The sequence below is a fragment of the Butyricimonas faecalis genome, assembly GCF_003991565.1.
Taxonomy (GTDB): domain Bacteria; phylum Bacteroidota; class Bacteroidia; order Bacteroidales; family Marinifilaceae; genus Butyricimonas; species Butyricimonas faecalis.
In genome coordinates, this window is record NZ_CP032819.1 from 614,756 (window position 1) to 638,360 (window position 23,605).

19 protein-coding genes are annotated in these 23,605 nt (G+C 44.2%); 7 read left to right on the forward strand and 12 right to left on the reverse strand.

The genetic code is table 11. The annotated features are described in order from the left end of the window. Positions 1-2: 2 nt before the first annotated feature. The gene (locus D8S85_RS02560; RefSeq protein WP_106624665.1) at positions 3-1,193 is read left to right on the forward strand and encodes a metallophosphoesterase; all 1,191 of its coding nucleotides are present in this window, start codon (positions 3-5) and stop codon (positions 1,191-1,193) included. Between the two features lie 35 nt (positions 1,194-1,228). On the opposite strand, the gene D8S85_RS02565 is transcribed toward D8S85_RS02560, so the two are convergent. From D8S85_RS02565 to recN, 5 genes are all read right to left on the reverse strand, one after another. After that, entirely contained in the window at positions 1,229-3,037 is a 1,809-nt protein-coding gene (locus D8S85_RS02565) for an LTA synthase family protein (protein ID WP_106624666.1), read from the reverse strand. Positions 3,038-3,150: 113 nt separating this feature from the next. After that, positions 3,151-4,692, reverse strand: coding sequence for a replicative DNA helicase (gene dnaB / locus D8S85_RS02570; RefSeq protein ID WP_106624667.1), 1,542 nt, complete (start codon positions 4,690-4,692; stop codon positions 3,151-3,153). Between the two features lies 1 nt (position 4,693). Further along, positions 4,694-5,266, reverse strand: a complete 573-nt coding sequence (locus tag D8S85_RS02575; protein WP_106624668.1) for a 3'-5' exonuclease — start codon at positions 5,264-5,266, stop codon at positions 4,694-4,696. An 88-nt stretch (positions 5,267-5,354) separates the two neighbouring features. Continuing rightward, complete coding sequence (locus tag D8S85_RS02580; protein ID WP_106624669.1) at positions 5,355-6,191, reverse strand: enoyl-ACP reductase FabI; 837 nt, start codon at positions 6,189-6,191, stop codon at positions 5,355-5,357. Between the two features lie 34 nt (positions 6,192-6,225). After that, positions 6,226-7,884, reverse strand: coding sequence for a DNA repair protein RecN (recN, locus tag D8S85_RS02585; protein ID WP_106625238.1), 1,659 nt, complete (start codon positions 7,882-7,884; stop codon positions 6,226-6,228). Positions 7,885-8,004: 120 nt separating this feature from the next. Here recN and D8S85_RS02590 point away from each other — a divergent pair, with 120 nt between their 5' ends. Beyond that, positions 8,005-8,952 (forward strand): transcription antitermination protein NusB, encoded by a 948-nt coding sequence (locus D8S85_RS02590; RefSeq protein WP_172726465.1) that lies wholly within the window; start codon positions 8,005-8,007, stop codon positions 8,950-8,952. A 127-nt stretch (positions 8,953-9,079) separates the two neighbouring features. Here the strand turns inward: D8S85_RS02590 and D8S85_RS02595 are convergent, their stop codons facing one another. From D8S85_RS02595 to D8S85_RS02615, 5 genes are all read right to left on the reverse strand, one after another. Further along, the gene (locus D8S85_RS02595) at positions 9,080-9,520 is read right to left on the reverse strand and encodes a response regulator (protein WP_106624670.1); all 441 of its coding nucleotides are present in this window, start codon (positions 9,518-9,520) and stop codon (positions 9,080-9,082) included. 270 nt (positions 9,521-9,790) lie between these two features. After that, on the reverse strand, positions 9,791-10,354 hold the full coding sequence (locus D8S85_RS02600; protein ID WP_106624671.1) for an LOG family protein: 564 nt from the start codon (positions 10,352-10,354) through the stop codon (positions 9,791-9,793). A 107-nt stretch (positions 10,355-10,461) separates the two neighbouring features. Further along, the gene (gene gyrB, locus D8S85_RS02605; RefSeq protein ID WP_127075702.1) at positions 10,462-12,420 is read right to left on the reverse strand and encodes a DNA topoisomerase (ATP-hydrolyzing) subunit B; all 1,959 of its coding nucleotides are present in this window, start codon (positions 12,418-12,420) and stop codon (positions 10,462-10,464) included. A 250-nt stretch (positions 12,421-12,670) separates the two neighbouring features. Beyond that, the gene (locus D8S85_RS02610; protein WP_127074764.1) at positions 12,671-13,357 is read right to left on the reverse strand and encodes a hypothetical protein; all 687 of its coding nucleotides are present in this window, start codon (positions 13,355-13,357) and stop codon (positions 12,671-12,673) included. Positions 13,358-13,454: 97 nt separating this feature from the next. Beyond that, the gene (locus D8S85_RS02615; RefSeq protein WP_106624708.1) at positions 13,455-14,654 is read right to left on the reverse strand and encodes a hypothetical protein; all 1,200 of its coding nucleotides are present in this window, start codon (positions 14,652-14,654) and stop codon (positions 13,455-13,457) included. 234 nt (positions 14,655-14,888) lie between these two features. On the opposite strand from D8S85_RS02615, the gene D8S85_RS02620 reads away from it, so the two are divergent. The 5 genes from D8S85_RS02620 (at position 14,889) to D8S85_RS02640 (ending at position 20,611) form a co-directional block, all read left to right on the forward strand. After that, positions 14,889-16,199: an anaerobic C4-dicarboxylate transporter family protein gene (locus tag D8S85_RS02620; RefSeq protein WP_106624709.1), complete on the forward strand. Its 1,311-nt coding sequence runs from the start codon at positions 14,889-14,891 to the stop codon at positions 16,197-16,199. Positions 16,200-16,235: 36 nt separating this feature from the next. Continuing rightward, positions 16,236-17,297 (forward strand): L-asparaginase 2, encoded by a 1,062-nt coding sequence (gene ansB, locus D8S85_RS02625; protein WP_106624710.1) that lies wholly within the window; start codon positions 16,236-16,238, stop codon positions 17,295-17,297. A 26-nt stretch (positions 17,298-17,323) separates the two neighbouring features. Next, complete coding sequence (locus D8S85_RS02630; RefSeq protein ID WP_106624711.1) at positions 17,324-18,487, forward strand: porin; 1,164 nt, start codon at positions 17,324-17,326, stop codon at positions 18,485-18,487. Between the two features lie 159 nt (positions 18,488-18,646). After that, a complete protein-coding gene (locus D8S85_RS02635; RefSeq protein WP_106624712.1) occupies positions 18,647-19,339 on the forward strand; it encodes an OmpA family protein in 693 nt (230 codons plus the stop codon). 87 nt (positions 19,340-19,426) lie between these two features. Continuing rightward, a complete protein-coding gene (locus D8S85_RS02640; RefSeq protein WP_127074765.1) occupies positions 19,427-20,611 on the forward strand; it encodes a porin in 1,185 nt (394 codons plus the stop codon). A gap of 127 nt (positions 20,612-20,738) precedes the next feature. Here the strand turns inward: D8S85_RS02640 and D8S85_RS02645 are convergent, their stop codons facing one another. Together D8S85_RS02645 and D8S85_RS02650 are read right to left on the reverse strand one after the other, a co-directional pair. Next, complete coding sequence (locus D8S85_RS02645; protein WP_127074766.1) at positions 20,739-22,499, reverse strand: aconitase family protein; 1,761 nt, start codon at positions 22,497-22,499, stop codon at positions 20,739-20,741. A gap of 63 nt (positions 22,500-22,562) precedes the next feature. Next, complete coding sequence (locus D8S85_RS02650) at positions 22,563-23,315, reverse strand: copper homeostasis protein CutC (RefSeq protein ID WP_181951172.1); 753 nt, start codon at positions 23,313-23,315, stop codon at positions 22,563-22,565. Positions 23,316-23,605: the final 290 nt, after the last annotated feature.

Here is a 23,605-nt window from a genome sequence, read left to right on the forward strand (position 1 = left end):
CCATGAAAACAGGATTAATCATACTGATAGTCGGTATCTGCTGCGTGTTGCTGAATGACTCGCTCCTATTCTTACAGATCAGACATTATTTCAAGCGGAAAATATACTCGTATCTATTTTGGCTGCATTCTCTGTTTTTTGTGGCATGTATCGTGTGGTATCACCTGTTCATCCCCACCCTTACAGGTCCGGAAGCCTATTTTTGGGTGGAAAAATGTATTTCTATTATTTTGTTGTTCTATACTCCCAAGACGTTGTATATCATTGTAAATGCTTTTTCCATCTTATTACGGAAGGTAAAATGTATTCCGGCTGCCAGAATCGTGAGCAGGCTGGCATTGGGTATCGCACTGGTCTGCTTTGTCGTTATATTGAACGGAATCACGTGGTATAGATACAGCTACAAAATCGAGCAGGAAACCGTGTGTATCAAAACCCTACCCGACTCATTCAATGGTTTTCGCATCGTGCAACTGACCGATTTACACTTGGGAAGTTACGGAAAACACTATCCCGGAATCACAAAACTCGTGGATGAAGTAAACCGATTAAACCCTGACTTGATCGTGTTTACCGGAGACATGGTAAACAGTTTTGCCTCGGAAATGGACCCTTGGATTGAAACCTTAAAGAAATTAAAAGCCAAATACGGCAAATATGCCACGACCGGAAACCATGATTACGGTACTTACGTGAAGTGGCCCACGAAAACAGACCAAGAGAACAACCTGAAACAGTTTTTTAAAAATATGAAACAAGCTGATTTCGTGATGTTGAATAACACGAATGTCCCGCTTGTTATCGCAAATGATACGCTTTACCTAGCCGGAGTTGAAAACTGGGGCCTTCCCCCCTTCCCTTCTTTTGGCAAATTAGCACAAGCACTGGAGGGAACGGACGGCCATCCCGTCATCCTCCTTTCCCATGATCCATCCCACTGGCGACACGAGGTATTAAACTATCCCGTGGATCTCATGCTGGCAGGTCACACGCACGCCATGCAACTGGGAATCAGCATCGGCAGTTTTCGGTGGAGTCCGGCAGTATACGTCTACCCGGAATATAATGGGCTGTATGCAGCAAACGGTCAACAATTATACGTTTCCCGAGGAGTAGGGTATCTGGGGTTCGCCGGACGTATCGGTCAAAGACCGGAAATCACACTGATAGAATTAACAAACAATTGCAGATAATAAGAAATAACATTTTAGGTCCCTTTCTCTTTGAATCATTTCTTAAAGTCCCGGTCGACTACTTGTAAATAAGCTTTCAACAACTCACCGTCCTGGGGTTTTGTGTTGGGTCCTATCGGCTTTTTCGTTTTCAAATCATAAATATAAGCCCCGTTATCCGTCACCACCGCCGCCGCATTCGTGAAGGCATAAAAAGCAAAAGGAACTGCCGCCGGATTCAACAAATTCTTACTATAATGGAATGCAGAAGCATCCATTCCCAATTGGGCGAACAAAGTGGCGACCATATCCGTTTGAGAACCTAGCGTGTTTACCACGGAATCCCGAACACTCAAGGCTCCTCCCGTAAAAATCATCGGAATACGATAAGCCTCCGGCAAATGAGGTTGCAAATTTCCCACGTGACGGGTTCCATGATCAGCCACCAACACGAATAAAGTATTATCCCAGAGTCCCGATTTTTTGCACTTTTCAAAAAATTCTCCCAAACATTGATCCGTGTAAGCTATCGCATTTTTCAACTTGGAACCGTTATCATCTCCCGGAATCTTTGTCTCCATGGGAACGATAAAGGGCTCGTGACTACTCATGGTAAACGCCATGTACATGAATGGCACTTGGGCAATTCGCAAATCTTCATAAAGACGATCAAGCATATACCCGTCATGTACCCCCCATTTGAAACGGTTCTCGATAGCCTCTCCCGAAAAATCATCCTCGGTAACCACACTTTGGAAACTCATAGTCACGTAAGAACGGAAGCCACCAAAATTAAGATCTCCGGCATAATAAAAACGGGTGGAATAACCTTCCGCCTCAAAATCCAACGGGAAACGGGGTTGTTCATAAGTCTTGTTCGGATATTTCAACATGGATACATTCGGATAAGCGGGGAAACCGCTGATTACCCCCAATATTCCCCGATCTGAACGATTTCCGGTCGCGTATATATTAGAAAAAAATATCCCTTCTTTGGCTACCGCTTGTAAATTCGGCATGGCATCCCAGGCATTCAACGTGAACGTTTCCAATAGGAGTACTACCACGTTAGGTCTATCGGTTTTCAATACCCGAGGATAATCACCCGTTTCCATATACACGCTATCTACCAACTGCTGAGCCTTCTCCTCTGGCATAAAGGCATAATTTCCTTTTATCTTGTTAATATGCATCACCTCGTACAAGAAATTCCATACCGGATTAATTGCAGCCTGATTCGCATACATATTTTTGTTGTTGAAAAACACGAAACTCACGTTCATCGGAGCCACATTGAAACCTCCCCTCACGGGAATAAACGCAACGCCTCCTAAAATAAGATATATTATACCATGCCACAATGCCTCACGCCTATCCGAGTAAAAGGTCTTGGCCACCCAACGACGGTAAAACGTATAAAAGACAACCACCATAACAGCATAGAGTAATAAAAGCAATACGATTAACCCTGTCGGAGTTGAAGCCATTGCCTCACCGGGTGTCTTCAAGTAAAACAAGGGAGTGGCATCCATATGGTATCCCCAATTCTTGAATAACTCGAGATCTCCAACAATAATCAGACTTGACATCACTAAAAGCAAAAGCGTTAGGCAAGAAAAAATACGTTTCAATATTTTTGCGGATAAAAAAACTCCTATTGCCATTAACACACAGGACAACAAGATCACGTAACCCCCAAATGAAAGATCCATTCGGAACCCTTTGGCAAAAATCATCACATAATCATATCCGGTAAGAGTGGCCGTTTCCTTGTATTGATATATCAAGAATACCACCTTGGCCACCCATGAAAATACAACCCAAAAGAGATAATATTTCAGCAAAAACAGTAATTTATCACGCATAAATAATTTTAAATTTTAAATTTTGGATTTTAGATTTTAGATTCCATCATTACACTTTTCTCAATCGTAAATCCGAAATCATAAATCGTAAATCATAAATCGTAAATCGTAAATCAAAATGGAGCTTTACTACTATTCATCGGATTCTCAAAGCTCTTGCCTCCCTCCTGAAAACCGGTGTCCAGTTGTGGCATTTGCGGGGCAGCATCCTCATTCATCCGAGAACCGAAAGTAACCGTTTTCACGGTAGCACCTCCTGATGCAAACGGAGAAACCTCTTCCAAATCGCAGAATTGTGCCAACTCATTACGGAATCGCAATTGAATCTCTCCTACCGCACCATTACGATGTTTGGCTATAATAATATCGGCAATCCCTTTCAAGCTGTTTCCCATGCTGTCCTCCATAATTCCGTAACGTTCCGGACGGTGAATGAAAAGCACCATATCGGCATCCTGCTCGATGGCTCCGGATTCACGCAAGTCCGACAACATCGGTTTCTTTGCATCTCCTGTACGTTGCTCAACACCACGATTCAACTGAGACAAAGCGATCACAGGTATATTAAGTTCCTTGGCAATAATCTTCAACTGCCGCGAAATCATACTTACCTCCTGCTCCCGATTGCCTCGCATATCCGCCCCGGCAGTCATCAACTGCAAATAATCGATAATCAGTACTTTGATTCCATATCTTTGTTGCAAACGACGACACTTGGCCCGCAATTCGAAAATAGAAAGAGCCGGTGTGTCATCCACGTATATCGGAGCCTTGATCAAGGCCTTAATCTTCGAATGTAACTGTTGCCACTCTTCCTCGGTCAACTTTCCATTACGTATTTTCTCCGATCCCAATTCGGTCTCGCTGGCAATCAGACGATTCACCAACTGCACCGAAGACATCTCCAACGAGAACAAAGCAACGGGCTGGTTGTGATTCACCGCCATGTTACGAGTCATGGAAAGCACAAAAGCCGTCTTACCCATGGAAGGACGGGCGGCAATAATCACCAAATCGGACGGCTGCCAACCGGAAGTCACTTCATCCAAAGCCGTGAAACCAGAAGGAACACCACTTAATCCATCCGCTCGTTTTCCGGCAATCTCAATCCCCTTGATGGCTTCATCAATCAAGGCGTTTATAGCCGTCGTCTCTTTCTTAATATTCCCTTCGGCAATCTCAAAAACCTGCTTTTGGGCCATATCCACCAAGTCAGCCACATCCGTCGCCTCGTCATAGGCTTTATTCTGTATATCGGTACATACCCGAATCAATTCCCGCTGGATATATTTCTGCACCACGATACGGGCATGGAACTCGATATGAGCCGCCGAAGCCACTTTCGAGGTCAGTTGAGCCAAATAGTAATATCCCCCGATCTCTTCCAATTCCCCCAAACGCTTCATCTCCTCGCTTACGGTAAGAATATCCACCGGTTCGTTATTCAAGGAAAGGTTTTGAATTCCCCGGTATATCTTTTGATGTGCCTCCTTATAGAAACATTCCGGTTTCAAGAAGTCACTCACGGTAATAAACGCATCTTTCTCCAACATCAGAGATCCCAAAATGGCCTCCTCCAGATCCACGGCCTGCGGTGGCATTTTCCCGTACTCGGTTTGCAATGATTTGTAATTATACTCCGGTTTCTTCGCCATATTAAATTACTTTTAGCTCTTTCAATTTCCAGAAACAACGAACAGTTGCCCGCACGTCTGCCAAGGCATCATGTGCATTCTCGAATCCCTCCCCGAACAAAATCTGATGTAACTCGGATAATTTCGGAGACTTGAATCCCTGTTTTCCACCCGGCAATTTACAATAATTCGTGGACATTTTCATCGTACAGTATTTTGGTTTCAGAAACAAAGAAGTCATCATCCGTTTCCGTTCGAATTCTGCGCCCACGATACATTCGTCAAAACTGATATTATGCCCGATCAAGGCATCGGCCGCATCAATCTTATCCGAAAACAGCTCTAAGATTGATAATAAATCTTTCCCTTCCTCCTGGGCTTTTATCGTGGTAATCCCGTGTACACGGGAAGCCTCCACCGGAATAGAAAACCCTTCCGGTTTAATAATATCGCTACGTTCCTCAATAATATTCCCCTTATCATCACACATAATCCACGCAAGCTGCACCAATCGGGGCCAATTATCAACGTTCGTCACGGGAGCATTCCAACGCTGGGGAAGTCCCGTTGTTTCCGTATCAAAAAATAAGAACATCTTTACTATATATTTACGAATTATGACTTACGATTTATGATTTTCTTCACCACACCTACATTTAAAATCATACATCGTAAATCCGAAATTATTTTGTTTCGCCGTTTTCAAAACTCTTGTTATACTGGTGCATTGCCCGGTAGCTCATACCCATACTGGAAAATCCACCATCGTGGAACAAATTCTGCATGGTCACTTTACGGGTCAAATCAGAAAACAAGGTGATACAATAATTTGCACATTCATCAGCAGAGGCATTTCCCAACGGGGACATCCGTTCTGCAAAATCAATCAGAGAATCAAAACCTTTAATTCCGCTACCAGCCGTGGTTACCGTCGGTGATTGAGAAATCGTGTTGACACGAACCCTCTTTTCTCGTCCGTAAATATACCCGAAACTACGGGCAATGGACTCCAACATGGCCTTGGCATCCGCCATATCATTATATTCAAACATCGTACGTTGTGCAGCCACGTATGAAAGAGCCACAACCGACCCCCATTCATTAATCGCATCCAATTTCTTTGCCGTTTGGAGCACCTTATGAAAAGAAATGGCTGAAATATCCAACGTTTTCTGCAAAAAGTCATAATCCAGGTTATCGTAGGGACGTTTTTTTCTCACATTCAACGACATGGCCACCGAGTGCAATATAAAATCAATCTTTTCTCCCAACAACTCCATCGCCTCCTTAAACAAACGCTCCAAATCACCTTCACTAGTTGCATCTGCAGGAATCAATGGAACATTATTCTTCTCCGCAAAATCCTTGATCTGTCCCATCCGGATAGATAATTCCGTGTTCGTCAGCACGATCTCTGCTCCCTCTTCCAAGCATTTCTCTGCCACTTTCCACGCGATAGACATTTCGTTCAACGCACCGAATATTATCCCCTTCTTTCCTTTCAATAAATTGTAACTCATAAAACAGTATTAAATTAAAAAATTCTTTCTACAATCAAGACTGGCCGAGCAGCAACCGGGCGTTCTCTAACGCGGCTTCACTGATGACGCTTCCGCTGATCATTCCGGCTATTTCCGCTACCCGCTCTTCATCTGTTAAACGACGGATACGTGAAATTGTTCCCATCTGGTCGTCTTCTTTATATACCTTAAAATGGTGATCGCCTGCGGCTGCTATCTGAGGTAAATGGGAAATACTGATCACCTGCATCCGGCAGGCCATCTCTTTCATCATCTCGGCCATCCGGTGAGCGATTTCCCCTGAAACACCCGTGTCTATCTCGTCAAAGATAATGACCGGTAACTGTTTTGTGCGGGACAGAATATATTTCAGCGACAACATCAACCGAGAGATTTCCCCTCCGGAAGCCACTTTCACCAATTCTCCCGGCTCTTGGTTCTTGTTTGCCGAAAACAGAAAACTCACGTCATCCTTTCCCGTGGGCGTAAAATGATCCAACGGGGTAATCATAACCTTGAACACGGCATGTTTAATCCCCATGCTTACCAACAATCCCTGCATCTCTTCTCTCAACTTCTCCTCCGATGCCACACGAGCTGTATGCATCTTACTTGACAACGAATCCATTTCCGTCTCCACAGACTTGATCTGTTCCTCTAACATTTCGATCTGTTCTGCAAAGGATTGTATTCCTTTCAACTTTTCGCCTAACTCATCCTTTAAAGCGATCAATTCCTCGACTTTTTCCAAGCGATGCTTGTGCAATAAATCGTACATCACGTTCAGGCGTTCATTAATCACGTCGACTCTTGCCGGGTTGTATTCCACCCGTTCCGCCATCCGTTCCGATTCATCGGCAATATCCTCCAATTCGAGAATCACCGAACTCAAACGCTGCTCGTAATCGGTAGCTTCTTTCACGATTCCCTCCAAGGTCGCCATTTTATTCTTCAAACCTTTCAAGGATTGGATAACGGGATTATCCGATTCCGTTAATATATACGTTGATTCTGAAAAGGCGGATTTAATATTCTCCGCATTATTCAACACGGCCAACTCTTCCTCCAATTCCTGTTGTTCTCCTTCGCGCAAATGGGCTTCATCCAGTTGATTAAACTGGAATCTCAGATAATCTTCCTCTTGAGCCGCCTCCTTCGCTCGCTGTTTCAGCGAGGTCAGTTCCGACAATAACCCCTGCCGACGAATATATTTTACCCGGTAATCTTTCAGTAACACTTGATTACCGCAAAAAGCATCTAATATTTCCAGCTGATATTCCGGTTGCCCGATAAGTAAGGATTGATGCTGCGAATGCACGTCAATCAAAAAACTCCCGAACTCCTTCAATAACTTGTTATTAACGGGAGTATCATTAATAAACGCCCTTGATTTGCCATCTGCCGTCAATTCCCGTCTCACAACCACCTCGTTGTCATAATCCAAGTCATTATCAGCAAACCAGTGCTGTAAATCGTACCCCACAACATCATATGTGATTTCAACCACACACTTCTTATTCTTATCCATAATGGCTGCAACATCAGCCCGCTGTCCCAATGTCAGCCCGATCGCACCCAACAAAATGGATTTTCCCGCACCCGTTTCCCCGGTAATAATTGTAAAACCCTTCTCTAGCTCGATATTCGTTCTATCGATCAAAGCGTAATTCCCTATATGGATGTTCTTTATCATTTCTACAACCTTTATTGCATAATTCATGCGAAAGTACTAATAATTTTCCATTTTCAATTTTCCGTTTTCAATTTAATTCGTACTTTTGCTCACCGGTTTAAACATATAGTTCTTTATAAAATGACAAGTAGAAGATTAATTAGAATTAAAGTTTTACAGCTTTTATATTCTTACACGAAGAAAGAGGGAGTGACAATCACGGAAGTAGAAAGAGATTTGTTCAAAAGTATAACCAAAAGCACGGATTTATACTACCACATATTCCTCTTAATCACTGAAATCCAACGTCGTGCATTTTTAAAAATAGATGCTGCCCGTAATCGGAAACTTGCATCGCAACGAGAGTTAAACCCCAATACTCGTTTTATCGATAACCCGGTAATCAATCAAATCGCCAACAACCGGAAATTCAAGACCTATGTTTCCACGAATTTGATCTCTTTGAACGAGTGTCAAGATGTAGTTGCCTTGTTATATGACCGCTTGTTGGAAATGGATTTCTTCAAGCTTTATATGTCTAAACCCAGCGTGACTTACGAGGATCATAAGAAACTCGTGCTCGACATGATCACGGATTTAATCGCGGAAGATGAAGATTTCGACCAAGCAATGGAAGAAAAGAACATTTTCTGGAATGATGATTTCGAACTCGTACTGAGTATCGTGTACAAAACGGTGAAGAACATGAAAGAAAGCTATACTGAAGACACCGTTTTCTTTATCTCCTTGTATAACGAGGAAGAAGACTTGAGTTTTGCAAAAACCCTGTTCCGAAAGTCAATTCTCGACATGAAGGAAAACTTGGAATTAGTGGATCAGTTTACAACCAACTGGGAACTCGACCGTATTTCCGATATGGATAAATTAATCATGGATGCAGCAATTTGCGAACTGAAATATTTCCCGTCAATCCCCGTAAAAGTGACCTTAGACGAGTATATCGAGATTTCCAAGAACTATTGTTCCCCGAAAAGTAGCGGGTTTATCAATGGTGTTCTCGACAAAACGGTGGCTCTTCTGAAAGAAAAGAATGAAATCAGAAAAGTCGGACGAGGTTTAATGGAGTAATACCACCCCCTCCAGCTCCCCCTCATACAGGGGGAGAGCTGATTACCAGGCGGATTCCCACCTATGTAACGAGAGCTAGAGACCATATCCATTTCCCGAACTTCACTTTTGGATTGCCCCTCTTCGTTTATGAATTTCGTCTGAATCTACTCCAGAATGTTTTCCGTTCTTCAGTCTTTGGCACTTCTAAACGCTTCCATTCCTTTCTTTCTTGAGAACGTCTAAATGCCGCCTTGATACGCCATTCCAATTCTTTCGGATAACAATTTCCTTTATCAATACATTCATCAGCACCCTCATTCAAGAGAGTATAATCCGGCAGATTACTATACATCACGATAGCAATATCATCTCCCGTTGCCCTGACAAGACGCATCACCTCTTCTCCCGTCATTTCCGGCATATTTCCATCCAGAAGCAATACATCATAACGGCCTTTTTGATATTCATCCCAAGCTTTCTGCCCATCCTCAGCCAAACATACATTGAATCCACACTCTTTTAACATCTTCACTTTAAATTCCTGTGCAAACGTGTCATCCTCCGCATACAAAATTTTTATTTTCATACATTACGTATTTAGTTATTCTTTCAACAAAGGAACGGTTTATTTTTACAATAGAAGAATTCAAACATGATAAGATTGTGAGAATTTTCAAAAAATAGAGATATTGATAGTAATATCAACGATTTTATTCCTATAAGTGAAGGGTGGCTTTTGCCACCCTTCACGTTCTAAACTAAACTAACCAAACTTTTGTATCACTACAATAGTCAACTCATACGCTATATTAGCCTTGTAAATATAGAATATAAATATTAAAAAAACAAGTTTTTATTAATATTTACTTGAAAAATCTTTAGCCCGATAATTTTTGATGTACGCCACCGCCTCTTCCACCGTGTTCACAACCGTGTACAACCCATCATAGGCCTCCGACACGAATCCTTCTTTGCGAATATTACTGATAAAAAGAAAAAAATACTCGTAAAAATCATTCGTATTAAGGAAAATAACCGGTTTATTATGTATTCCAAGTTGTTTCAAGGTAATCACCTCCGTGATCTCTTCCAGTGTTCCCCATCCTCCGGGTAAAGCAATAAAAGCATCCGCTTTTTCACGCATCATGCTCTTTCGTTCTTTCATATCGGAAGTCACGATTAATTCAGAAATACCCTCCGCCGAGACACCCCGGTCCACGATGCATTGTGGAATGATTCCGGTCACCTTACCTCCACTGTTCTTCACGGCATCCGACACCTCACGCATCAACCCGCAATTTGTTCCGCCATACAGCAACTCCCATCCCTGCATCACGATTTCTTTCCCTAAATCAGCCGCAGCTTCAAAATACACGTCATCAACACTCTCCGATGATGCACAAAACACACAAATTTTCATAGATTAAAAAAGTTACAGGTTGCAAGTTATCCCTTCATAAAACAAATTGCAGATTAATAGCATAAACCTGTACCCCATTAACCTGCAATTTGGAACAACATTGATGCTTAAGCATCAATGTTAGCATATGTAGCATTCTGCTCGATAAACTGTCTACGAGGCGGAACATCGTCACCCATAAGCATGGAGAAAATACGGTCTGCCTCAGCAGCATTCTCGATTGTCACTTGGCGTAACGTTCTACCATCGGGAGACATGGTCGTGTCCCACAACTGTTCTGCTGTCATTTCACCAAGACCTTTGTAACGCTGGATATGCAAACTGCTCTCCTTGCCTGCTCCCATCTCCTGAATCAACTGTAAACGCTGCTCCTCCGTCCAACAATAACGTTGCTCCTTTCCTTTCTTCACGGAATAAAGAGGCGGGGTGGCAATATAAAGGTAACCGTTTTCAATCACAGATCTCATGTAACGGAAGAATAACGTCATAATCAACGTGGCAATGTGCGCCCCGTCGACATCGGCATCGGCCATGATCACGATCTTGTGATAACGTATTTTTTCCAAGTTAACCGCTTTACTATCTTCTGCCGTACCGATCGTGATTCCCAAAGCTTGGAAAATCATCTTGATCTCCTCACTTTCCCATACCCGGTGAGCCAACGCTTTCTCCACATTCAGGATTTTACCTCTCAAGGGAAGAATAGCCTGAAATTTACGGTCGCGACCTTGTTTGGCGGTACCCCCTGCCGAATCTCCCTCGACGAGGAATATCTCACAATTCTCCGGGTTATTATCCGAACAATCTGCCAATTTACCGGGTAAACCGGAACCGGAAAGTACAGTCTTCCGTTGCACAAGTTCACGGGCTTTACGAGCCGCATGACGAGCTTGCGCGGCAAGGATCACCTTATCCACGATAGCGCGGGCATCTTTCGGATGCTCCTCCAGGTAGTTTGCCAATGCAACGCTCACGGCCTGAGCCACGGCCGACCCCACCTCGGTATTACCTAATTTTGTCTTCGTCTGTCCTTCAAACTGAGGTTCTGCCACTTTTACGGAAATAATGGCCGTTAAACCTTCCCGGAAATCTTCCCCGCTAATATCAAACTTCAATTTACTTAACATCCCGGAATTGTCTGCATACGTCTTCAGGGTTTGCATCACCCCTCGACGGAACCCGGCAAGATGCGTTCCTCCCTCAACCGTGTTGATATTATTTACGTAAGAGTAAACATTTTCTTTGAACTCCGTGTTGTAATGCATGGCCACCTCTATCGGAATACCATTCTTCTCGGTGGTGATATGAATGGTTTCATCAATCAATTTCTCCCGGTTTTCATCCAAATATTCCACGAATTCACTTAACCCTTTTTCCGAGTAGAAAACTTCAGATTTAAACTCGTTAGTATCCGGATCAATTGTTCGCTTGTCTGTCAACGACAGGCGAATGCCCCGATTCAAATAAGCCAGTTCCCGTAAACGGGCAGCTAAAATATCATATTTATATTCTGTTACATAAAATATAGAATCATCCGGCTTGAAATAGATCGTTGTACCCGTCCGATCTGTTTCGCCAATCACTTGTACATCAGCTAGCGGGGCTCCTTTACTATATTCCTGACGCCAAATCTTACCTTCGCGGTAAATAGTAGCAACCAATTTCGTGGAGAGCGCGTTCACACAAGATACTCCTACCCCGTGAAGCCCTCCGGAAACTTTATAAGAACCTTTATCAAATTTACCTCCGGCATGCAACACCGTCATCACAACTTCCAGTGCCGAGCGATTCTCTTTCTGATTCATCCCGGTCGGGATTCCACGACCATCATCGCTCACACAGATCGAATTATCCTCGTTAATCGTTACCTCTATATTTTTACAATAACCGGCCAACGCTTCATCAATCGAGTTATCAACCACCTCGTACACCAAATGATGCAATCCCTTCGTATTAACATCTCCAATATACATGGACGGACGCATACGAACAGCCTCCAACCCCTCCAACACTTGAATACTATCAGCCGAATATTCGTTATTCGTTTGCTCTATTTCTTCACTCATGTTCTGCTCTAATTCTTCATTCATATGATATATTTAATTGTTTTTCCTTATTCCTCATATTCACTAAACCACTCATTTACAGCGAGTATTTAGTCCAAATACAAAACATACAAATATAGGAAAAATCGGCTATAATATCGAAAGTTTCAATATATATTTTTCTTTCGTTAACACATCAACGAATCACCATCTTTAATACCGGATTTCAAATACACCGTCACCCCCACTCTCGACAATTCCCTCTTTATCTTCATATCTTCTGGGGATTGATCGTCTCGGGCAAACATTTCATGTATCGCTCCAAACGCTCAAACTGTTCCCGAATCGGGGAATATTCCATTTCCCCTACTTTATCACGATACAAATCGAACAAGCCGAGAGTCCCCCGCTTGTCATGAGTATTCAAATAATACAAACAAATTCCATGCAAAACACGTTCCCCGGTCCAAACAGCCAAAGGAGCCCAACCCGAAACATTGAAAATATCCAACGCTTTCTCTAACTTCTCATAATCGTTCATTTCCTTGAAAAAAGAAAGCCCCACGCTCTCGAACTCCACAATCCATTTCTGCACGAGCGAATGAAGTTTTGCAATTTTCATTCGAAACCAAGGTTTGTCATTCAAAGGTATTCCCAAATACTTGTAAACCCACCCGACATCCAGCACACCACAAATAGGCATGGAATCCTTTTCCAATATCGCCGCCTTGTAGAATTGGCTGACTTTCTTACAAGTGACAAAATACTCCGTACGCAAAGACAACTGATTATTTTCCCAGTTTGTAAACCGAAGAACACACTCGTTCCTCCACTCCTGATCCTCATAAACAAATGCATTTTTAGCCTTCATGAAATGATAACCATGCCTCTCCATGACCGGAACAATTTGCTCAATAAAAAGCCCCTTGATACCCTCACCTTTCATTCTCGTATGCATATGCTTATCTATAAATTACTCATCCTTTTTATCAACGGCAAAGAGAATAAAATTTTCTTTATTTTCCCTATAAAAGTTCATAAAGTTTACAAACTTTTTATTTATCACCTACATATAATTCAGCGACAAAGCGTGACTCGCGAGATACCGGTGTTAAATTTATATATCCGGCTGTTATCCGCCCCGTCTTTACTTGCAAAGGATACGCATCTCTATTTTCTTCCACCGATTGCATAATCTCTCCCGGCTTTGGAGAAAAACGAATCGTAAAAACACCCTCGACCTCTTCTTGCAAAAAACGCTGCAAAGCGATTGAAACAATCCCCATATTATAACGCAGATTTATCTCGACACAAGGCTGTACGCCAAATCCTCCCGACTCATCTTCGTATATCATCATATCCACGCCCAAACATCCCACGTACTTCCCGTGAAACACCGAGGTCAACACCTTCTCCAACTGTTCCCGTATCTCATGCAGGAGACCCATGCCCGTGTATCTTGAGATCATCCCTTCCAAACGAGCACGCGATGCCACCCTATTCCCCTCGTATTCCCCCCGGCGACTAGTTTGAAAAACAGAATACCCAAGAAAATTCAAGTGAAACAAACGATCCATCTCAAACTCCATGGCAAAATCCAGTACCCGGTTCAACCTTTTTTCCACCATCACGTACCCTTGTTTATGCAAGAAACCGGATAAAACTTCCTCTTCTTTACCGGTCATCTGCCCTTTCGGGATAAAAAGTACCCCTTTACCGGAAGAAGACCAAGGAGCTTTTACCACGATATCCCTCTTTTCTGACAACAACCGAATTTCTGCCAATGTCCTACATTCACAAGGGATAACCTCTTCTCCTATACCGGGAATAGCGCGTATCATATCCGTCAAACAAGCAGCAGCCACTCGCCGACTATACAAACCTCTCCGTTCCTCACTCCACGTGGCCATCACACTCTCCCTAAACTGCTCGTTACAACGACTTTTCAAATCTTTCAATAAATTATGAACCCGGGGACTCCATCCCCAAGGCTTTATCTCGTTAAAAGAAAGTAATTGAGCTTTTTCCCAGATAATCGGTTGGCAATCCAACCCAAAAACTTCTCTTCTACCTTTCATAAAATTCAAGTCCGGCATTCTCGCAACCAACACGTAATCAGCATTTTTCGCTAAATATGCAGATAAAAATGCCAGATCACCAGCCATGATGGAAATATTTGCTTTGGGTGTATAACCATTTGTTCCATTGGCTATTGAAATTTCATTATCCGGATTAAACAGGTACAAATCTTGCATGCTTGTTAAATTTTAGTACAAAAATAACACTTTTGGCTCAAATATTGTACTACTATATAAAAGCCGAACAACGAAGACCTAAACGGATATCCACATTTATACAGATTTTAGCGTAATAACAACAAGTTTCATTTATTTGTAAAAAGTGAAACATTCATTTCGAGATCATCGTAGGACATATTGTGTAACACTTGATAATGATTGGAAAAATATAACCTTAAACCAATAAATGAAATGATTTTACAATTAGCTTTCGTTTTAACAGCAATCATCATCGGAGCGCGTCTAGGTGGCATCGGACTAGGTGTCATGGGAGGTATCGGATTGGGGATACTGACATTCGTGTTCGGCCTGCAACCAACGGCACCCCCTATTGACGTTATGCTCATGATCGTGGCAGTTATATCCGCGGCAGCGTGTATGCAGGCTGCCGGAGGATTGGACCTTATGGTTAAGGTGGCCGAACGATTATTAAGAAAAAATCCGGCACAGGTCACCATTTTAAGCCCATTAGTAACATACATCTTCACGTTTATCGCCGGTACGGGTCACGTGGCTTATTCCGTACTTCCGGTGATCGCCGAGGTAGCCACGGAAACCAAGATTCGTCCGGAACGCCCCCTGGGAATAGCGGTGATCGCTTCTCAACAAGCCATTACCGCCAGTCCCATCTCTGCAGCCACGGTTGCATTGCTGGGATTGCTAGCCGGCTTCGACATTACTTTGTTTGACATTTTGAAAATCACGATTCCCGCCACGCTAATCGGCGTACTCGTCGGGGCATTCTTTTCCATGAAGGTTGGCAAAGAACTCGTTGATGACCCGGAATATCAAAAACGTTTGAAAGAAGGCGTTTTCAATGACAAAAAATACGAACTGAAAAATGTTGCCAACCAGAGAAAAGCAAGTCTATCGGTTTTTGTTTTTATCATTGCCACGGTATTCATCGTGCTATTCGGTTCATTCGATACCATGCGTCCTTTATTCATAATCAACGACGAACAAGTAGTATTGGATATGCCATCCATCATTGAAATAATCATGTTATCCGCAGCAGCGCTCATATTACTCATAACTCGTACCGACGGGTTGAAAGCCGCACAAGGTTCCGTCTTCGGTGCCGGCATGCAAGCCGTGGTAGCCATCTTCGGTATAGCCTGGATGGGCGATACATTCTTACAAGGGAACATGACAGAACTAAAATCCTCTATCGAAGAAATTGTCAGCCAAATGCCCTGGTTGTTCGGTATAGCCCTATTCGTGATGTCTATCCTGTTGTATAGCCAAGCAGCTACCGTTCGGGCACTCATGCCCCTCGGAATAGCCTTGGGAATATCGCCTTACATGCTGATCGCCATGTTCCCGGCTGTCAACGGGTATTTCTTCATCCCCAATTACCCGACCGTAGTCGCTGCCATCAATTTCGACCGAACGGGTACAACACGAATCGGCAAATACGTGCTAAACCACTCGTTCATGATGCCCGGACTTGTTGCTACGGTTGTGGCAGTAGGACTTGGACTACTCTTTATACAGATTTTCTAAATACTTCAATTATAAGTAAATTTTAAACTACAGGTTATGAAAATGTTTAAGAATTTAAGTTTGCTGGTAGCCTTAGTGCTATTCACTGTCGCGACCACGTTCGCGCAAAAGTTGCCTAACATCCATATCCTGGCAACAGGAGGTACGATCGCCGGAACCGGAGCTTCTTCAACCGGAACCAACTACACGGCCGGACAAGTTGCCATCGGTACGCTTCTATCTGCCGTACCGGAAATTCAGAAAATAGCCAATGTAACCGGAGAACAAATCGTTAAGATCGGTTCTCAAGACATGACGGACAACGTGTGGTTGACACTTGCCAAAACAATCAACAAATTACTGGCAAGAAAAGACATTGACGGAATCGTGATCACCCACGGGACCGACACGATGGAAGAAACCGCTTATTTCTTGAATCTCGTTGTGAAAAGCAACAAACCCGTCGTACTCGTAGGTGCAATGCGCCCCTCTACCGCTCTTAGCGCCGACGGTCCGTTAAACTTATACAATGCCGTGGTGGTTGCCGGAGCAAAAGAATCCATGGGCAAAGGAGTTTTGGTTTCCATGAACGGCATCATCCTCGGGGCTCACAGTGTTTTAAAAATGAACACGATTGACGTCCAAACTTTCCAAGCCCCCAATTCTGGAGCCCTCGGTTATGTCTACAACGGTAAAGTATTCTACAATCAATCCCCGTTGAAAAAACACACCAGCCAATCCGTATTTGATGTAACAAATCTGAACACTCTTCCGAAAGTAGGTATCGTGTACAGTTATTCAAACATGGAAGGTGATGTCGTTAAAATGATGGCCAACAGCGGTTATAAAGGAATTATCCATGCCGGATTAGGTAACGGAAACATCCACAAAAACGTGTTCCCCGAATTAATCAACGCACGCAACAACGGCATCCTTATCGTTCGTTCCACCCGTGTTCCGACAGGACCTACCACACTGGATGCGGAAGTAGATGACAATCAATACAAATTCATCGCATCGCAAGAATTGAATCCCCAGAAATCAAGAATCCTCTTGATGTTAGCTTTGACCAAGACAAACGACTGGCAACAGATTCAACAATATTTCAACGAATATTAACGCGTGAAAGAAGAAAAACTCAGAATATGAAAAAATTAGCTTTATTAATACTTGTTATCGGTTGTGCGACAGGTGCTTTCGCACAAAATACCACGAACGAAAAGCCCCTCTTCGAACGAGTAACCCACATAGAGAAAAAAATAGACTGGTTCAACTTCTATTTGAACATGCAAGGTTCATTTGATGCCAGTTTCAATTATGACCAAAGCGGGCTAAGCGAGGCAGCATTCAAAATGCGTCAATTCCGTATCGAGGCAAAAGGGAACATTACCCCTTGGTTATCCTATCGTTGGAGACAGCGTTTAAACCGCGGGAACAACGGGGGAAACAACATAGACAACATGCCGACCTCCATTGATATTGCCGGCATCGGGGTAAAATTGAATGACCAATTCTCATTCTTCGCCGGAAAACAATGTGCCGCGTACGGTGGAATCGAATTTGACTTGAACCCGATCGAAATCTACGAGTATTGCGACATGATCGAGAACATGAGCAACTTCATGACCGGTTTGAACATCGCTTACCAAATCTGTGACAACCATCAACTTCAATTCCAAATCCTGGACAGCCGTAACGGTTCCCAAGAGGAAACGTACGGTCCCGGTTTTGAAAAAAGCCGTGCCCCACTCTTGTACACGTTGAACTGGAATGGAAACCTATTCGACGGGATATATAAAACCCGTTGGTCGGCATCCGTGATGTCAGAAACAAAAAACAAACAAATGTACTACTACGCGTTAGGTAACGACTTTACTTTCTCAAAAAAAGTAAATATGTTTGTCGACTTCATGTATTCCGACGAACAGATCGACCGGAAAGGTATCATTACCGGAATCCTAAAAGAACAGAATGCAGATCTCGATGACCACAACGCTCTTGACGCGGAATACCTGTCAGTCGTGACAAAAATAAACTACCGTTTCCAACCGAAATGGAATGCCTTCGTGAAAGGAATGTATGAAACGGCCTCCGTGACAAAAACACGCGGTGACATCGAAAAAGGGAACTATCGTACCTCCTACGGTTACTTGGCAGGTATCGAGTACTACCCGTTAGAAGACAGCAACTTGCATTTCTTCTGCACCTTCGTGGGACGTTCTTACAAATTCACGGACCGTGCCGCACAAAAAGGATACAACACACAACGACTGGAAGTCGGATTTATTTACCAATTACCGATGTTCTAACGATTCATAAACAGGGTAAATCAAACGTGGGGGATACTTAAAAATATTCCCACGCTTGATTTACCCTGTTTTATTTTGAAATTGGTTGAGTGAATGTTATTTTTGCACCACAAATAAAGTACGAATTTACAATTTAAATTTATAAACAAAACTATCACTATGAAAAGAGCTAATCTACTCACTATTTTAGTGTTAAGCGGAAGCATTATTTTCTCAGGATGTGCCTCCATGAGCAACACGGGAAAAGGTGCCGCTATCGGAGGCGGCGGTGGTGCTGCACTTGGTGCCGGTATCGGAGCATTAGTCGGAAAAGGTAAAGGGGCAGCCATCGGGGCAGCCATTGGTGGTGCGGTGGGAGCCGGAACAGGAGCCTTGATCGGTAGAAAGATGGACAAACAGAAAAAAGAACTGGAAGCCATCCAAGGGGCTCAAGTAGAAACGGTTACTGATGCCAACGACCTGCAAGCCATTAAAGTGACTTTTGACAACGGTATATTGTTCGCCACGAACTCCAGTCAATTAAGCGCGTCGTCCAAAGATGCCTTGACAAAATTCGCCACGTCACTAAAGAACTCTCCGGAAACGGACATCACGATCTACGGCCACACGGACAACACCGGAACCCGTGCCGTGAATGAAAGAATCTCCAAAGAACGTGCGGAAGCTGTTGCAAACTTCTTGGTTGGCAACGGAATCGCCCGCAACAGAATCACCACGGAAGGACTCGCGTTCGATCAACCGGTAGCCGACAACAGCACGGCAGAAGGACGTGCTAAAAACCGTCGTGTAGAAGTGTACATCACGGCAAGCGCGAACATGATCAAACAAGCAGAAGAAGGTACCTTGAAATAAGATACAATCAGCAAATAACACTAAAAGCTGGAAGGCTGTTTTCGAACGATCTCCAGCTTTTAGTTTTTTTTTAATCCAATAACAACGATGAGAAAAAAACTATTACTAATCACGCTATTAGCACTATCGCTACACGGGCTGTCAGCCCAAGGCCTGTTATCCCATCTGAACGACACGACAAGCAGACGAACCCTTTTCGAAAGAGTAGCAAACATCGAGAAAAAGAATAATCTCTTCAACTTGAAATTGCACATGCAAACCACGTTCAACGGGACATTTACAGACGGAACATTCGAGCAGGCTGCCTTCAAAATGAACCAGCTCCGACTGGAAGCCCGCGGTGACCTCAACGACTGGCTTTCCTACCGTTGGCGGCAACGCTTGAACAGCAGCAACACCCCTCACGCGTTGGACAACCTCCCCTCCTCCATCGATTATGCCATGATCTCCGTGCGTTTGACTGATAAACTCGTCACCTCCATCGGGAAACAGGCAGCAGCATACGGTGGTTTCGAGTACGATTTGGACCCGATTGAAATCTACCAGTACAGTGACATGATCGATTACATGCTCTTCGATTTCATGACCGGTATCACCTTCTCGTATCAAGTCACCCCAACCCAAGAACTTGCATTACAAATCGTGAACAGCCGAACGGCTTCCATGGACGATATTTACGGGCAACTCCCGGGAGACGTGGAAGAAAGCCATGCACCTCTCGCTTACACGGCCAACTGGAACGGCAACTTCTTCAACGACAAGTTGAGAACCCGCTGGTCATACTCCCTACTCAGTCTGGCCAAAGGATACAACAACCATTTTTACGCCATCGGTAACGAACTGGATTTAGGAAAGTTCAACATGTACCTCGATTTCTACCTTTCTGACGAAGAACTCGACAACCGAGGCATTGTTTCAAGCCTCCAACGTCTTCAAGGGAATGCCGATTGCATCAAAAATGCCCGTTACGAATCCTGGGTTACCAAATTAAACTACCGGTTCCAACCCAAGTGGAATATTTTCGTGAAAGGAATGTACGAGAATGCCTCTGTTTACAAATATGCCGATCAAATAGAAAAAGGGAAATACCGGACAGCTTATGGGTATTTCGGTGGAATCGAATACTATCCCACCACGGAAAACCTACACTTCTTCGCGTCGTATATCGGGCGTTCTTATCGATTCACGGGTAAAGCCAAAGCGTTGGGAGCCGAAAACTACTCCACCTCAACTTTATCCATCGGGTTAATCTACCACATCCCGTTGTTTTAGATTTACAAAATCAACATGAATAAGGGCAACCTTTTAAAGGTTGCCCTCTTCCCTGCCTCGGCACCCCGACACAGAAAAAAACAACACACACATAAATATCAATAGCTTCTTCTTCCTACTCCCGTATTCAAGAAAAAGCATTTACCAATCCTCCTTTCGCAAGGATGTCTTGAAATTCCGCGTCAACATGAGGGAGCTTATACGCTCTCTCGTTCAAATATAGTACATGATTTTCGTCATCTATTGTCAGCCGTTCCCCTGACGTGTAAGCATCCACCACGGCCCAATCAATAAGAATCCGTAACCCGTGATTAATAGCCATCCGGTAGAAATCCCGGTTCACCGATTTCGCGATGACCAGTTTCACCCCCACGGCCACCAATCCCGTCGCCGCATGCTTCACGAGTCGTCCACACCCGAAATTCTCCCCGGCGATAATAATATCTCCCGGCTTCACGTCGCAAGTGAAATTCGGATCCAACCCTTTAAACAAATAAGGTTTAATCTCTTCCACCTGTTCAAGTGTCAATCGACAGGTCAACTTTTCCGAGAAAATCTGGCTACTGGATATATTATCTATATCCCCGTAATTCCACACCCCGTTACTCTTGCGATAATCATACTCTCCCAGCACGACGGGTTCAACCCGGGGAACATTATATTTATATTGGGCACCCTCGAAATGAATCATCGGGGTCAGTTCCCCTCGCAGTGCGGTCATGGCCACGGTTGCCGGAGAAGCGATATATTTTTCGACTCCGGAGTGATTGTTCCCCCCGATGTACTGACTATTGGCAGTAGAGATAAAACAGCTGTTTCCGACAGACGCCACGCGTCCCACTCCCAGGCAAGGCCCGCAACTGGAACCAAGCACCACGGCCCCCGACTGTGCGATCTTATCGATAATGCCCTCTTCAACCGCCCGCAAATATATATCCCTGGAAGCCGGGACCACGAATAACTGGAACCCGTTAGCAATATGTTTGTCTTCCAAGATCATGGATACCAACCGCAAATCTTCCAATCGTCCCGAAGCACAAGCCCCGATGAGCCCTTGCTGTATTTTCAGCCCGACAAGCTCCTCAACTGCTTGAAGAACATTGTTTCCCGTGTCATACACCATGGGAAAGACATTCGCCAGATCGATCTCTATAAACCGGGAATAAACGGCCTCTTCGTCCGCCCAAACACCCCGTACCGCCGGTTCATTAAAATAGTCGGCCAACCGATCGTCCGGAGGAAAAGCAGAACTGACCACGCCCATTTCCGTAGAAATATTGGCTATCGTCATTCGATCATCGATGGACAAGGAGGCAACCCCTTCCCCGTGATATTCGATCGCCAACCCGTTCACGTCCAACTTACTCAATATACCCTTGATCCACAAAGCCAAATCTTTGGCAAACACCCCTTCCGGCAGACGGTTCTTTAAAACGATCTTCACCGTCTCGGGCACCCGGAACCACATTTTCCCCGTTTTCCATAACACGGCCGTCTCCGTTTTATTAATCCCCATGGCCAACGTGTTGAACGCTCCTGCCGTGGCGGTATGCGAATCGCTCCCGACAACCAACATCCCCGGACGTACCAGTTCGGAAATAATCTGGTGCCCGATCCCGCGGTCACAGTCATAGAAATGCTCTATACCCTGCTCTTCCACGAAATCCCGTATCGAATTATATTCCAACGACAACTCGTTGATCACTCCCGACACCTTCCCGTCCAGCACGATCACCAACTGGGAGGGCTTGTACACGCGGGTACCGTGAATTCGTTCAAACAAAAACCTAACCCGTGCCGAATTATCGTGACTCATCACGTAATCCGGTTCACGGACCACGATACTCCCACATTCGGCATTTAATATCTTCTCTACAAATGTTCGCATATATTGAATTTAGAAGTTAGAAGTCAACCTGTAGAATGAACATCTCCCCCTGAATTTTATGTTCTAAATTTTACCTTGCACATGATCTAAAACGGCCTTTATCTTCTCCGCGTCACTATAGTACTGCTCGTACTCCGGCAGTCCAGGAACCCCGCCCATGAACACGTTCGGGTTACGGAATTTCATTTCACTATCCCGACTGCTCTTCCCGCTCAAGTGAATGGCATCCACCCCCAATTCCATTAATGCACGGGCATTCGCGGCATTCACGCCACTTCCCGCCATAATTTGCACGCGTCCTCCCGCCTGTTTCACCAAGGCTTCGATTTGCTCCATACCCTCGTTTACCGTGTTGCGTCCTCCCGAGGTCAACACCCGGTAGCACCCGGCCTCGATAATCCCCTCCAAAGCCTCTTCCATATTCCTTGTCATATCTATCGCCCGGTGAAACGTTACTTTCAAAGGAGCCGCCAACTCGACCAATTCCCGCGTGCGTTGCACGTCAACCGAACCGTCAGCGTTCAATATCCCCAACACGACGCCATCCGCCCGGCACGCTTTGGCAAACCGGATATCCTCCTTCATCACCTCAAACTCCAGGTCTGAATAAAGAAAATCACCCCCTCTGGGGCGAATCATCACGTAAAGTTGTATGGATAACTTTTCCCGGGCCATACGAATCATGGCCGCGGAAGGGGTGGTTCCCCCGTCATACATCCCGGAGCACAACTCCACCCGGGACGCTCCTGCCTGCTGGGCATTCAAGCACGATTCCAAAGAAAAAGTACATATTTCGACCTCGATATTATTCTTCATTCCGCCTTGTCAATTTATTATTTCGTTCTACGAATATAACAAAATTATTGCTAAACTTCAAATAAAAAGCAAGGATAAAATGCACGTTGTCTCTTAAATTGCTTCTAACTCACATGTATTCAAGAAAGTATCATGTATCAAAAAAGAATAAAGGGAGAAATAAGCATGCGGCATTAAAATACATTTGCCCCTCCCCGACAGCATAGTCACTCTCCAAACGAGTTTGCAACGAAGGGGATCTGTCTGTCATTCCTTTTTCGGCCCTTATTTCCCGCCTAACTCTCCACTAG